Annotated in this window: 13 protein-coding genes; 8 read left to right on the plus strand and 5 right to left on the minus strand. The window is 47.6% G+C overall.

Annotation, left to right across the window (positions count from 1 at the left end; genetic code table 11):
- The first annotated feature begins 243 nt into the window (after positions 1 to 243).
- Positions 244 to 855, plus strand: coding sequence for a peptide-methionine (S)-S-oxide reductase MsrA (gene msrA / locus J0L70_RS04335; RefSeq protein WP_353736608.1), 612 nt, complete (start codon positions 244 to 246; stop codon positions 853 to 855).
- Here msrA and J0L70_RS04340 read toward each other — a convergent pair.
- From J0L70_RS04340 to J0L70_RS04350, 3 genes are all read right to left on the minus strand, one after another.
- On the minus strand, positions 840 to 2,483 hold the full coding sequence (locus J0L70_RS04340) for an MBL fold metallo-hydrolase (RefSeq protein ID WP_017287714.1): 1,644 nt from the start codon (positions 2,481 to 2,483) through the stop codon (positions 840 to 842). The two genes, msrA and J0L70_RS04340, sit on opposite strands and share 16 nt — an antisense overlap.
- Before the next feature lie 90 nt (positions 2,484 to 2,573).
- The gene (locus J0L70_RS04345; RefSeq protein WP_036044547.1) at positions 2,574 to 2,696 is read right to left on the minus strand and encodes a DUF8629 family protein; all 123 of its coding nucleotides are present in this window, start codon (positions 2,694 to 2,696) and stop codon (positions 2,574 to 2,576) included.
- A 147-nt stretch (positions 2,697 to 2,843) separates the two neighbouring features.
- Positions 2,844 to 3,329, minus strand: coding sequence for a GerMN domain-containing protein (locus J0L70_RS04350; protein ID WP_287453238.1), 486 nt, complete (start codon positions 3,327 to 3,329; stop codon positions 2,844 to 2,846).
- A gap of 302 nt (positions 3,330 to 3,631) precedes the next feature.
- Between J0L70_RS04350 and mgtE the strand changes: the two genes are divergently transcribed.
- The 5 genes from mgtE (at position 3,632) to J0L70_RS04375 (ending at position 8,446) form a co-directional block, all read left to right on the plus strand.
- Entirely contained in the window at positions 3,632 to 4,984 is a 1,353-nt protein-coding gene (mgtE, locus tag J0L70_RS04355; protein ID WP_287453239.1) for a magnesium transporter, read from the plus strand.
- A gap of 259 nt (positions 4,985 to 5,243) precedes the next feature.
- On the plus strand, positions 5,244 to 6,239 hold the full coding sequence (locus J0L70_RS04360) for an aspartate carbamoyltransferase catalytic subunit (RefSeq protein ID WP_017287711.1): 996 nt from the start codon (positions 5,244 to 5,246) through the stop codon (positions 6,237 to 6,239).
- A gap of 77 nt (positions 6,240 to 6,316) precedes the next feature.
- On the plus strand, positions 6,317 to 7,819 hold the full coding sequence (crtH, locus tag J0L70_RS04365) for a carotenoid isomerase (protein ID WP_287453241.1): 1,503 nt from the start codon (positions 6,317 to 6,319) through the stop codon (positions 7,817 to 7,819).
- A 45-nt stretch (positions 7,820 to 7,864) separates the two neighbouring features.
- Positions 7,865 to 8,095, plus strand: a complete 231-nt coding sequence (locus J0L70_RS04370; protein ID WP_017287709.1) for an Arc family DNA-binding protein — start codon at positions 7,865 to 7,867, stop codon at positions 8,093 to 8,095.
- Positions 8,096 to 8,446, plus strand: a complete 351-nt coding sequence (locus tag J0L70_RS04375; protein ID WP_268184188.1) for a type II toxin-antitoxin system PemK/MazF family toxin — start codon at positions 8,096 to 8,098, stop codon at positions 8,444 to 8,446.
- A 116-nt stretch (positions 8,447 to 8,562) separates the two neighbouring features.
- Here the strand turns inward: J0L70_RS04375 and J0L70_RS04380 are convergent, their stop codons facing one another.
- Together J0L70_RS04380 and J0L70_RS04385 are read right to left on the minus strand one after the other, a co-directional pair.
- Positions 8,563 to 9,630, minus strand: a complete 1,068-nt coding sequence (locus J0L70_RS04380) for a potassium channel family protein (protein WP_017287707.1) — start codon at positions 9,628 to 9,630, stop codon at positions 8,563 to 8,565.
- 62 nt (positions 9,631 to 9,692) lie between these two features.
- Positions 9,693 to 12,557 (minus strand): methyl-accepting chemotaxis protein, encoded by a 2,865-nt coding sequence (locus J0L70_RS04385; RefSeq protein ID WP_190652840.1) that lies wholly within the window; start codon positions 12,555 to 12,557, stop codon positions 9,693 to 9,695.
- Between the two features lie 153 nt (positions 12,558 to 12,710).
- Between J0L70_RS04385 and J0L70_RS04390 the strand changes: the two genes are divergently transcribed.
- On the plus strand, positions 12,711 to 13,280 hold the full coding sequence (locus J0L70_RS04390; RefSeq protein WP_287453245.1) for a hypothetical protein: 570 nt from the start codon (positions 12,711 to 12,713) through the stop codon (positions 13,278 to 13,280).
- Positions 13,281 to 13,283: 3 nt separating this feature from the next.
- Positions 13,284 to 14,240 (plus strand): XdhC family protein, encoded by a 957-nt coding sequence (locus J0L70_RS04395; protein WP_287453246.1) that lies wholly within the window; start codon positions 13,284 to 13,286, stop codon positions 14,238 to 14,240.
- The last annotated feature ends 26 nt before the right edge of the window (positions 14,241 to 14,266 follow it).

The following is a 14,266-nucleotide window of genomic DNA, read 5'->3' on the forward strand; positions in this document are numbered from 1 at the left end:
TTTCTTTAGATTTAACCTGATTTTTCTTGAAAATGCAGGTCTGGCTGAGGATATGAACACAAATCTTAGTATTCTGAAAATTCTGAATTTCAGGCTAGATTTTGCCGATGCGATTCAAAGCATGATACTGCATACATCGGCAATCCACACTGCAATCCCCATCAGCGATCGCGTTAAAATCCAAGGAAAATCATGTGAGCGTCAAAATCAATGGTGTTATTTGGATTTGGGAAAAAATCAGCGATGCCGTCGCAGAGTGAGGCTTTAAAAGGGCGATCAGAAAAGATGCCCGTTCCTGAGAAGCACTTTGTCAATGGTCATCCTTTGCAAGCGCCGTTTCCCGCAGGTCTGGAAACCGCCGTTTTCGGATTAGGATGCTTCTGGGGTGCAGAACGCAAATTCTGGCAGCAAGAAGGCGTTTACACAACCGCCGTCGGGTATGCAGCCGGATACACGCCGAATCCAACGTATCAAGAAGTGTGTTCTGGCATGACTGGACATAATGAAGTCGTTCTCGTCGTCTATGACCCGAAAAAAATCAGCTACGAGCAACTTCTGAAAGTCTTCTGGGAAAGCCATGATCCGACTCAGGGAATGCGCCAAGGCAATGATGCGGGAACGCAATATCGATCGGGCATTTATGTCTATTCGGATGAGCAGCGTCAGTTCGCCGAGGCTTCTCTGAAAACCTATCAGGCGGAACTGGCGAAAGCAGGCTACAAAGCCATCACGACCGAAATTCTGGACGCACCAGAGTTTTACTACGCAGAAGCTTATCATCAGCAATATTTGGCTAAAAATCCCAATGGCTACTGTGGCTTAGGTGGTACAAAAGTCTGCTATCCCGGTGCGTGATCTGCATCTTGTTGAGTCGGCTGTGGATCAAGCTCGGTTCGCGCCGACTCAAACGCGGGACAATATCCCTCCGGCGTGACTTTGAAATTAAACAAGGGCGATGCTGGATTCCAACAGCGTTGCCCTCGGAAATGCCGACAGCGAAAACAGCTATCTCTTTCAGCTTCTTCTAACCAAATCGACGATCGATCTTGATTCATCAATTCTCGCTGATTCAATCCCCGCAAGATTAAATCCTGTCCTTGCCAACGCGCTTCGATTAATCCAGTGTCAGACAGCGATCGCCAACGTGGATCAGCCGTAATCGCCTCGGGTAAAGAGACGATGACTTCTGTTGCCAGTTCTGTAATTTCTCCTTCGTAAGTTGTCTCCGGCAAGACAGGCTGTAAGAATGTTTCTCCGATCGGTAACTCAACGAGCGTGCCGGATGCAGGACAATGCAGATGGTAGCGATTGTGCAACTCATCAAGTCCTGTTAAATCTGTCAAATAGCTCGGATTTCCGTGGACGAAAATTACGTGTTGAGGGCGCAGATTGTGAATAAATTGCGTCGTGCTTGCGCCATCACAATGCTGCGCAAGCAGGTAGGTTTCGACGGCATAGTTCTGAGGAATGTTAAAGACAGATCCTTCAAGGTTCTGCGGTAGTAAAGTGAGCCAACGTTCTGGCTGATCGTCAAAGAACTCATCCCAATTGACTGAGAAATCGGTCAGCACAATGCACGGAGACGCGCTGACCGTCGATCGCTGTTCTGGATGCAATCGTCGCACTCTCGGACGCACGCGATCGTCCCAAAACAAAGACTGATGACGCGCAAAGTTTTGCACAGAAGCAGGCAGATGAGGCAGCAAATCTAAATACGCATCACAGCCTGCCGCGACCATGCCATCGACCCAAATATCGAGATCCCGCCCTGTAAACGAATGATGGCTTCTGAGCAACATCAGCAACTCTTGCCCCAATCCAATCATCGGAGTGGGCAGTAAAACAGAATGTCGATCGCTTAATGCTCGGCTGATTCTTTCTGCGAGTTGATTTTCCTGCTGTCGTCGATGGGGAAATCGAGCCGTGCCGTAAGTTCCTTCAATAATCACGACATCGGGATGCAATCCGCGTAATTCTTCCAGGCGCAGTCCTTCTACTAATCGAGAATTGGAAAGGAAAAAATCTCCGGTATAGAGAACACTGCAAGGACGTTCTCCCGTACTCGGCGCATAGGTTAATAAAATCGCTGCTGCTCCTGGCAGATGTCCCGCCGGAAACAATTCAGCCGTCAGACCATCTTGAAACTCAACTGGCGATCGCCAAGGCAAAGCCTGGACAAATTGCGGCACTTTGTCCGCCTCATCCATCCAGTTGAGCGGCAACAGTTGAGTGGTTGCTTCGCTGGCGTAAATTGGCAGTTTGGGAAACGATCGATATAAGGCAAGCAAGCCTTGAGCATGATCAGGATGGGCATGGCTGCAGAGAACCACGTCTGCCGGGAGCGGGGCTGCACTATCAGAGAGCGCGGAAATATCGGGGAGTCCGCAATCCAGCAAAATCCGATAGGGACCCATCCGAACTAAGAGTGCGACTCCCTCGTCGCCATGTCCCGCACCGTAGGGAAAACAGTCCAGTTGCGTCACGAATTCACCCTAAAACGATTCAGAATTCGGCGGAGAGAAGGCGGAATTCCGAGAACGGATTGGGCAACTCAGAATTCTGCTTTCTGGAGATTAGTGTGCGGAACCATTGCCGTGATAGTTATCGGTATCATAAAACCCATTGCGCGTGCCAAAGAACAGACAAGCGACGGTAAATACGACGCTGAGAACTAGTAAGACGAGTTTTACATCCATAATCGCTTACAACCTTTTGAATCTTTTATTTATGAGTGTACAGGAGCAACAATACAAAGTGATGCTACGAACTGTGAACGATTTTAGAGCCAGATTGCTGAAAGTTTATCAAATCACAGATTAATCACAGATTTACCCAAGGAGAGACTATTGCGGTTTAATCAATTGTCCGCGATCGGTAAATCGGACTGATTTAATTTTCAGGGCTGGATTTTGCGTGAGCGTGCGTCGCACACTGCCAAATAAAGCAAGTTGTTCGCAGTTCGCAAGCGTGGTTAAGGATTTTCGTGCATTTGGAACCGGACGGAAATCGACGGTCGCAACTCTAGATTTGACTTTAACGCGATATCCTGCAACATCCAAACTCTCACTGTTTGCTTTTTCTAAAGTTTGAGCGATCGCTTGAGTCACAGGCTGATTCGCGGGAACGCTTGCCTTGGTCGTCTTGAATTTGTTGCATTCGCTATCAATCTGATAGATGTTGATCGTCAGCGTCTTTCCTTTCGTTGTGGGTTTAGCAGCAGGAGAAGCCGCAACTGGGGAAGGAGATATTTCGAGTTTGATCGGGTCAGGCGATCGACAGCTACTCAGTGTCAGCAATACGGCACCCAAGAGAAATAGATTGCGCATCATCGTCGTATGATTTTCCTGTTTTTGCTTCCGTACTTGGAAAGAGAAACTATACCAATCTCGGTAGAGCATCGTGCTGCGTCTCTTTCGACTAAAGATAGGATTTTCTATCTTATGCGCTTGTACAGATTGTGAAATTGCTGTTTCAGGGGTAGCATAAGCGTAGCAATGCCTGCAACTGGTATTGATGTTGATTTTTTTTAATTTCATGGACGACGTCCATTTAGGCAACACAACACGCATTTCCTAGCCTGGTTACCCTCTGAGGTCTTCCAGCGCGCGGAAGATTATGGAGGGAAAGTTAGATGCTGACTCAAGACAGTCGAGCAACGCTCGATCGTATCTCGGATCTCAATCGCTTAAAGTTAGAGCTAAACGAACTGCCTGCGATCGATGTAGGTGACTATATTTCTGACCTGGCTCCTGAACAACGAGCCATTACATTTCGCTTATTAAATAAAACTCAGGCAACGGATGTCTTCGAGTATTTGCCACCGGATGTGCGCGAATCGCTGATTGGTTCGCTGCACAATATCCAGGTTTGTCAAATTGTCGAATCGATGCGTCCTGACGATCGCGCAGAATTATTTGATGAATTGCCTGCGGGGATTGTCAAACGGCTTGTTCAACAACTGAGTCCAGAAGAACGGCAAGCGACGGCAACAATTTTGGGGTACGCCGAGGAGACAGCAGGTCGGGTGATGACGACCGAGTATGTCCGCTTGCGAGAAGGACTGACGGTGGGCGAGGCGTTGAGTAAGATTCGACTCGCTGACCGAGATAAGGAAACGATTTACTACGCTTACGTGACGGATAATAACCGCAAGCTGAAGCAGGTGGTTTCGCTGCGACAATTATTATTTTCGATCCCGGATGCCAGAATTGAGGACATTGGCAGCGATCGTGTGATCAAAGCCCGGACTGAAATGCAGCAAGAAGAAGTAGCGCAGTTGATGAAACGCTATGACTTGCTAGCAGTTCCAGTGGTCGATCGCGAAGATCGTCTAGTTGGAATTATCACGGTCGATGATGTCGTCGATATTCTCGAACAAGAAGCAACCGAGGATATCCAAAAACTTGGCGGTGGCGGGGGCGATGAGTCTTCGCTGTCGCTGCCGATCGACAAAATTCGCAATCGGTTGCCTTGGTTGTTGGGGATTATGGCGCTTTATATTGGAGCGTCGAGTGCGATCGCGCCGTTTCAAACGACGATCGCGGCTGTTCCAGTTTTGGCGGTAATTATGCCGTTGTTCTCGAATACGGGTGGAACGGTTGGAATTCAGGCGTTGACGGTGACGATTCGATCGCTCGGCGTTGGAGAAGTATCTTCAAAAGATACGATGAAAATTCTGCGAAAAGAATTGATTGCAGGAGTTGGAACGGCACTGGCATTGGGATTGACGATGTTATTGCTGTCGTTGATTTGGACAAAGCCGGAGGAACGGTGGGTTGGATTTGTAGCGGGCTTTGTGATGGCATCAAATAGCATTGTTGCTGTGACGTTGGGAACGCTGCTACCGATGGGCTTGAAGCGATTGAACCTTGATCCAGCGTTGGTGAGTGGCCCATTGGTGACGACATTGCTCGATACGATCGGCTTTATTACCTTCCTGACTCTGATTACATTCAGTTTGAATGTGTTGAAGCTTGGAGTTTAAAGGCTTTGAAAGCATTCAAGCAGTTGTTCTCGTGAAAATAAAAACTTCCCATGCGACGATCCGTTCTCTTTCAAGAAATTTTGAATGCAATTCATTCATCTGTACATGCCAGCTAAAAATCATCGCTTCCGTCTAAAGCAAATCATCGTTTTGCAGAAAACAGTGTTGCACATTTGGGCAAATTAATTTGTTCAAAAAAATCGGATGCTCTTCATGATGACGTATCATTAGGACGCTTTTTGATTGTCGAGTGTCAGTCATGTCTTGGAATCGTCGCCACGTTTTATCGCTTGCCGATTTTTCGGTTGAAGAATATAACACTGTTTTGCAGACTGCAAGTAGTTTTCGAGAAGTGTTGACTCGTCGTACTAAAAAGGTTCCGACGCTGCAAGGTCAAGTCGTGGCAAATTTGTTTTTTGAACCTTCGACTCGAACTCGCAGTAGTTTTGAACTTGCAGCGAAACGTTTGTCAGCTGATACATTGAACTTTGCTGCGAGTACTTCTTCGATCACTAAAGGAGAAACCATTCTCGATACCGCTAAAACATATTTAGCAATGGGAACGGACATGATGGTGATTCGGCATAAAGAAGCCGGAGTGCCCCAAGCGATCGCTGACGAAATGGATCGCCTGAATGTCAAAGTCGGAGTACTCAACGCAGGCGATGGGCAACATGAACATCCTTCTCAAGCCTTGCTCGATCTGTTTACGATCTGTTCATTGATGGATGTCGAAAAACCACGATCGACGTTACTCGAAGGCAAAAAAATTGCGATCGTGGGCGATATCTTGCATTCGCGGGTGGCTCGATCCAACATTTGGAGCTTGACTGCTAGTGGAGCAGAAGTTCACTTAGCTGCGCCCCCGACATTGCTGCCAAAAGAGTTCGCGGATTTTGTTAAAACAAGCAATCCAGAAATTTCTCGAAAATTGTTCATTCATTGGACATTAGAGCCTGCGCTAATTGATGCAGATTTTGTCATGACATTGCGCTTGCAAAAAGAACGAATGACCAGCCATCTGTTGCCGAGTTTGCGTGAGTATCATCAACAATTCGGGATCACGCGCGATCGCTTAAAGCTGTGTAATCCAGACGTGAGAGTGCTGCATCCCGGCCCGGTGAATCGAGGCGTTGAGATCAGTTCGGATTTGATGGATGATCCGGTGCTGAGTTTGATTTCGCAGCAGGTAACGAGTGGAGTAGCGGTGCGGATGGCGTTGTTGTATTTGATGGGAGGGGGGAAGGTTGGGTAGAAGATTTGGGGACTCCCCACTTCGTCCCCAAATCCCTATACACTAAGAACTGTAAAGTTGAGCGATCGCTAAATTTCATGAGTTCTACCGACTACGACGTAATTGTGATTGGGTCTGGCATTGGCGGATTAGTCACCGCTTCCCAACTCGCGGCAAAAGGAGCAAATGTTTTAGTCTTAGAACGGTATTTGATTCCTGGTGGGAGTGCTGGCTATTTCGATCGCGACAGTGGCTATCGCTTTGATGTCGGTGCATCAATGATTTTTGGATTTGGCGATAAAGGCACAACCAATTTACTGACTCGGGCATTGGATGGGGTCGGAATGTCTATCGAAACAATTCCTGATCCGGTACAAGTTCACTATCATTTGCCCGATGGGTTAGATCTCAAAGTTCACAAAGACTATGAGAAGTTTCTCCAAGAATTGATCGCTTACTTTCCCCATGAAGAGAAAGGCATTCGGCAGTTTTATGATGAATGCTGGAAAGTGTTTAACTGTCTCAATGTGATGGAGCTACTCTCGCTTGAGGAATTGGGATACTTGACGCGAGTGTTTTTCCAGCATCCTTTTGCTTGCTTAGGCTTAGTTAAATATTTGCCGCAGAATGCAGGTGATATTGCACGTCGATACATTCATGATCCGCAATTGCTGAAATTCATTGATGCAGAGTGCTATATCTGGTCAGTTGTGCCAGCCGATCGTACGCCGATGATCAATGCGGGCATGGTGTTTAGCGATCGACATTACGGCGGGATTAACTATCCTAAAGGTGGCGTTGGACAAATCGCGCAGAAGCTAGTTGAAGGGTTAGAAAAGGCAGGCAGTCAGATTAAATACAAGGCGCGCGTCACAGAAATTTTAATTGAGAACAATCGTGCCGTTGGTGTGAAACTCGCATCGGGTGAAACATTTCGAGCCAAGAGAGTGGTTTCAAATGCAACACGATGGGATACGTTTGAAAAGTTACTTCCTGCATCGCAAAAGCCCAACTCAGAAACAAAATGGCAACAACGCTATCAACAATCTCCTAGTTTCTTAAGTTTGCATTTAGGAGTCAAGGCTGAAGCATTGCCTGCGGATGTAGAATGTCATCACATTTTGCTGGAAACTTGGGATGAAATGGAAGCCGAACAAGGCACAATCTTTGTCTCGATTCCAACCTTGCTTGATCCGAGCTTAGCGCCTGAAGGACATCATATTGTGCATACCTTTACGCCCAGTTGGATGCAGGAATGGGAGAATCTTTCACCCAGTGAATATAAGGCAAAAAAAGAGGCAGCAGCGAATCGATTAATCGATCGCTTAACTCAACTTTTCCCGAATTTAATTCAGGGCTTAGATTACCAAGAAGTCGGAACCCCAAGAACGCATCGACGATTTTTAGGACGGGAGAATGGCACCTATGGTCCGATTCCTGCACGGAAATTGCCTGGATTGCTCGGAATGCCATTTAATCGGACTGCGATCGCCAATCTTTATTGCGTGGGAGATAGTACATTTCCGGGACAAGGCTTAAATGCAGTCGCGTTTTCGGGCTTTGCTTGCGCGCATCGAGTTGCAGTCGATTTGGGGCTTTAATCCTAAGTCATAATGTAAACAATCGTCTTCATTATTAGTGATGTCATGAATGCTTCAGACACAATTAGTACAGAAGTGACGTTGCCGATCAACTTATATCAAGCGATCGCGCATCGGGCACAGGGACAAGGAAAATCTGTCAATAGCGAAATTGTCTCACTGCTTGCTTCCTTGATCGACGATTCATCTCTCGCACAAGAATTTGCGGATTGGGAAGCTGCAAGCGATGAGGATTGGATCAATTTAGACGCAACACTGGCATCTCAGGAGAACTAGATGGCAAGAGGAGACATTCTCCTGGTCAGTCTGCCAGATTCAGATAAGCGAGAAGAAAAAGGCAACCGACCTGCGATCGCAGTACAGACCGATCTTGGAAACTCCCCAATGTTGATGGTTATCCCCATCACATCTTCTTTAGGTGCGCTTCGTTTCTCATTTACGGTAGAAATCAAGCCGTCGAAGCAGAATGGGTTGACCTTACCGTCAGTCGCAATGGTTTTCCAAATGCGGGCAATCGATCGAAAACGCATCATCCGCAAGATTGGACAGCTAGAGTCAGAATATCTGGTGCAAGTTGATGCAGCAATTTGGCAGATGTTGAAGCCTGTACAACCTGATGAATCTTGAACCGCGATCGCGAATCTTTACTGTGTAGGAGATAGCACATTTCCGGGACAAGGTTTAAATGCAGTGGCATTCTCGGGGTTTGCTTGCGCGCATCGAGTTGCTGTTGATTTGGGGCTTTAGCCTTTCCAGACTCGCGATGAGCCGCGATACCGCATTTTTCGACGCGCACCTAAGTTCCGCATCACATGCGGCATATCCACTTGATGACCTAAGATAATCACGGCATCGCCTTCATGCAAGAAAGTAGACTGAGACGGATGCGTCACCGTTGTCCCGTCCGCTCGTCGCAGCGCCACAATAATCATCGTGCCTTTGCCCCGAAGTTCAATATCCCCGATCGTTGCTCCAATTAGTCCAGACGCTGAATCAATCAGCAATTCATCGACTTGAATATCGAGTTGTCCTAGTAACTCATTCAACGTCGCGCGCTCATCGCCTTGGCTGAAGAAATCGAGTGTCGCTGGATGAGTGATCATATGTGCCATACGGAACGCACTAATTGAAGCCGGAAGCACCACTTGATCCGCGCCTGCTAAACGTAATTTCTTTTCAGTTGAAGGCAATTCACCCCGCGACACAATCATTAATTTGGGATTCAGTTCACGGGCTGTCAACGTAATGAAAACGTTTGCCGCATCATCTGGGAGAACGGTTGTTAGAGCTCTTGCTCGATCGATACCCACTTGATACAGCACAGTGTCATCGGTTGCATTGCCGGTGTAGACCAAATACCCTAACGTTTCGGCTTGCTCAATCCGCTCAGCATTGTTATCAATCACCACAAACGGAACGAGCGAGTCTGTCAGTCTTTTTGCCAGAATTTGACCCATACGCCCAAAGCCGCAAATAATCACATGGTCTTTCAAACCTTCGATCGTGCGCGTCATACGTCGTTTTCCTAAAAGCTGGTTGATTTCGCCTTCTGTAATCATCTGCACAAATCCTCCAACCGCATATACAGCTGAAGATGTGCCACTAATAATCACCAAAATGGTAAAGACCTTCAGAGCGGGTGTATTAATCGGTTGCACTTCCCCGAAGCCCACCCCAAACACCGTAATCACAACCATATAGATCGCATCGAGCGGCGACCAGCCCGCTAAAATATAGCCGCCTGTTGCCGCCAAAACTGTGATGAGAAAGAAGATGACTCCCGTGAGAATTCGCCTGAGTGGGGATTGCATGATGACGATTCAACAAGATTGGATGCTTATCTTCGCAGATCGATCGCGCTTTTGAATGTTCGCTATATATCTGCTCGATCGCCTGCCTGGATTTTAAACATTTCCACTGAGGATTGCAGTTCTTCAGCTACACCAACCGTTTGCCGCAATGCATCTGAAACTCGCAGCGAAGAATCAGATGTGCGATTTGACACTTCGGCAACTTCTTGAATCAAGCTCGTGACTGAGCGAGAAGTCATCGCTTGAGCTGCCATCGTTTCCGAAATCGATTTCACGAGCTGATCCATCTGTTGAGAGACTTGAACCACATGCAGCAAGCTCTGCTTCGCATTGCGGGCAGAATGAGCGCTTTCGACGGCTTGAGTTGCACCATGCGTCATCGTGCTTACAACTTCACCCGTTTGCTGCTGGATCGTTTCAATAATGGCAGCAATTTCGCGAGTGGCATTTGCTGATCGAGATGCTAGCTCTGCAATTTCATTTGCCACAATGCTGAATCCTCGTCCGTGTTCGCCAGCGCGAGTTGCTTCAATACTGGCATTAATGGCGAGTAAATCCGTTTGAGTTGCTAAATCATTAATCAGCGATACGACTCGTCCAATGTGTTGAGACGATTCGCCGAGTTGTTTGACTTTGCGCGTCGCATCTTCAACGGTTGCTCTGAGGCTGTAAATGCTGGTCACGGTTGAATCCATGATCGTTTCGCCAGATTCAGCCGCGATCGCAGCTTGTTCGGCAGAGATCGCAGCTTTTTGCGCCCGTTCTGCTACAGCTTGCATGGCTTGCGTCATTTGCTCAACCGAATCTAACGTCCGAATTGTTTCCTGAGCTTGCTGTCTCGCTTGCACGGCAAGCTGTTCGACTTCGCCTTCGTTTTGGCTGAGCAGGTCATTCACTTGTGCAGACGATTGTTTGACTTTGACAACGATCGTGCGGAGATTTTCGACGATCGCATTAAAGAAGTCTGCGACGATACCTAAATCACCAGCATTCGTATTGGCATGCACGGTCAAATCTCCGGCGGAAACGTTTTGCACTTCGCCTAAGAGTTGAATGATTTGCCGCTGTAAGGAATCTTTGCGAGTTTCGGCATCTTGTAGCGCGCGTTGGTGCTCTTGAAGCAGATTTGCTTGATCGAGCGCGTAACCGATTTGTGTCACCAGTTGAGACAGGAAATTGACCTCAGATTGTTGCCACTTGTGCGGGGAATTACACATCTGAGCACACACTAATCCTGTAACTTGCTCATTCTGCTTGAGCGGGACGATCAGTTCAGCTTTTGTATTCAGGGTTGCGGCTTGCTGTCTGTACGTATCGTTGGGTTCTGCAGCTGAGTTCTGAATCACCCAAGGTGACTGGAACTGATATTGCTCAATGCGTTGCAGTCCTAGGGGATCTTGAATGGATTGATGGATGACACTAAAGCTTTCATTGCCGATCGATTCATTCGAGATCAGCGCATCAAGCGTTTCCGGATTTTGGAATTGATACACAATCACACGATCGAGCTTGAGAAAATTCCGAGTTTCAGTGATTGCCGTTTGCAAAATCTGAGCAGCATTCAACGATCGCCGCATTCGCACCGTAATCTCGCTCAAGGCTCTTGCTTCTCGGGTCTGTTCTTCTTGACGCGAAACTTCCGTTTCGAGCGCACTTTCCGAAGACCGAATGCTATCCGCCATGTGATTAAACGCCATCGCCAGTTTCCCGACTTCATCTTTCGCATAGATCTCGGCTCGGACTGTGCGATCCCCATCCGCAAATGCTTCTGTCGTTTGCTGAAGGTTCTGAATCGGTTTGACGACCATCCGACGGAACAGAGCCGTCCAAGCCACGATCGTCACGAATGCCAGCGCAAACGCCATGCCTTGTTGCTGCATACTCTCCCAGAGCAATTGATTCAAGGCGCCTTCAGGAGTTCCCCGGACAATCAGCGCAGTGGGTTGATCCGCATTGATGCGAACGGCTCGCTCTGGAGTTTCGATAATTCGATTTGGCAAAGCTTTGACCGCGACGGTATGCATTTGTCCATTAATCTCAAGTCGTTGAGTCACAGTTTCTCCGTTGGCCGCGATCGCGGATTGGAGAATCGCAGGATCAGCCAGTGCGACATCAATTTGAGACTGTTGGGAATCGTCTTTTGTGAGTGAGGTAGCTAAGCTAAAGTTGCCATCTGCGCGGCGTAGATAAATCGCACTATAGCCGCCACCAAATGAATTGAGGGTATTTTCAACGATCGGAAGTTTGCGATTGGCAATGTCTCCAAAAATCAGCACGCCGAGAACGTTCTCGTTGTCCGGATCACGAACAGGCGTGACGACATAGCGAATCAAAGCATCTTGAGGTTTGAATCCGTCTGGAAGCGGTGGAGCTTCTTTGCTAAGTTCGTCTCCACTGACGATTTCGTTGGCTTTGATTTGGTTGCCGTCTTTGAGAACTTGCTGAATCAGGGCGACGAGTTTGGGTGAAGTGATCGTTTCCTTCGATCGCGAATTGTTGGCACTGGCAATGATGCGTAAATCCTTGCCAACGAGCGTGGCATATTCCATGCGGCGGGCTTTGACTTCGTTTTGCAAAATCTTTTGCAAGTCCGCAGGTGGAGCTTGATTGTTTTGATGATTTTTAGTCGCTGCGATCACGGCGGAATTGTCAGATTGCCCCCGAGAACCGAATCCCATCTGATTGACTTTGATGTTGTAGTTCGTTTCAGTGACCGCGAGTTCGGATTTGGCTTGAGACAGCAGTTGAGTTCTCAAACTGTTGGTGAGCACGAAGGTCGAGCCAATCCCAAATCCCACCATGGGAATGAATTCACACAGCGTTAAGGCGAGAAGTTGTTTGCGCCCGATCGGTAAGTTGTAGAACCAGTTGATCCAAGCAGGACGAGATTTTGGAGATTGAGAACTAGGACGGCGACTGTCTAACATAGGTGCGAGTATTTCGGCAATTGAATATTAAAGGAGATCTGGGTATTTTGAGTGTGTTTTTTGCACTGAGTTTTTCCGTATGGAAAACTTTGAATGCATCAGGATTCGCTGAATTTTATGCTGTAGCATTCGGTGTTGTCTTGCTCGCCATCTATGAAACGCAATCTGATTATTCTGAGTGTCGGATTTTCTCTACTGTGTAATTTCAAGACTTCTGCACACGCAGTTCCGGGTAATTCTGTGCAAACCGTGAAAAATTGGGCGAAACAACATTCGCTTTTATCGCCGTTAGGTCGAGGGATTGCAGAGTTAAGTGGGTTGCCCTTCTATACGAGTCAAGCCACGCTATCTAATGGTACGGTTGTGTTTTCGATGAGTCCGGATCGTCAAGATAAAATTTCGCAAAGAGAAACAATCGCATTCGCTACGGCTGAGCCGTTTGCTGGATTTACTCGGCAAAATTTGGATTTGATTCGCCGGATTTATAGCAGTGCGATCGCCAATGATTTTCGCGCCTCGCAATATATCGCGAAGGTTGACTATCATTCAGTAGAAAATCGATATTTTCGCGGAAAGCAGTTTGGATATCGCACGACTGCCTTCAAAGAAGCAAATGACGGGCGAAAGTTTTATCATTTCACGATACTGCCTCTAGAAAGCTTGAATGGTACGATTCAAGGCGATCGCCAATGCCGTCAACAAAGTCAGTTTGGATGTGAATAGTCCATGTTCGATCGCCAATTTGCGCAAGTTCTAGAAACCATGCCTGCGGTACTCGCAACCGTGATTCAAACCCAAGGTTCTGTTCCGCGTGAAGTGGGTGCAAAGATGCTGATTTGTGCAGATGGTCGCATTTTGGGAACGATTGGGGGCGGTGCAGGGGAAGCGAAAGTGATTCAGCAAGCTCACGCCATTCTCGAAACGGGTCGTAAACAATGGGTTGATATCGATCTCACAGGTGCGCTACACCGAGAAACCCAAGGAATTTGCGGCGGCACAATGCGAGTTTGGTTAGAACGCTGGCAAGGTGAGCGATCGCTTTCTCTAGTTCGTCAAATGATGACGATGCTGGAATCGGGACAAACAGTATCGATCGTGACTCCTTTTGACGATCGCTTTCCTTATTTGTCGCAAGACTGCCCGGAGCAAGCCTTTATCGAAACGCTGCACCCTGCACCAACGCTGCTGATTGTCGGAGCGGGTCACTGCGGTATTCAGTTGGCAAAGGTTGCAGATTTGGTTGGATTTCAGGTAATCGTGCAAGACGATCGAGCAGAGTGGGCAAATGCAGAGTTGTATCCGCAGGCAAGAGTTGCCCATTGTGCGATCGAGCAAGTTGTCGATGAGCTTGCAGATCATACAGAGCTTTATGCAGCTTTAGTAACACGCGGTTATCAGTACGACCTTGCTGCATTAAAAGCTTTATTGAATCGAAAATTGCCTTGCCGCTACTTAGGCATGATCGGCAGCGAGAAGCGAGTGCGAAAGGTTTATCAGACTTTGGGGATTGACCCGGAGAAATTACGATCGATTTACGCGCCGATTGGATTAGAGATTGGAGCCTTAACGCCAGAAGAAATTGCCGTAAGTATCTGTGCAGAATTGATCATGGTGCGACGGGGAGGAACAGGTCGATCGCTGTCAGAAAGATTGAGAACGGCAAACAGCAGCGGCGGCAGATAGCCTTAAACTCAGCATCAGTATCTTTC

The sequence above is a fragment of the Leptolyngbya sp. UWPOB_LEPTO1 genome (assembly GCF_017302695.1).
Classification (GTDB): Bacteria; Cyanobacteriota; Cyanobacteriia; order Leptolyngbyales; family Leptolyngbyaceae; genus Leptolyngbya; species Leptolyngbya boryana.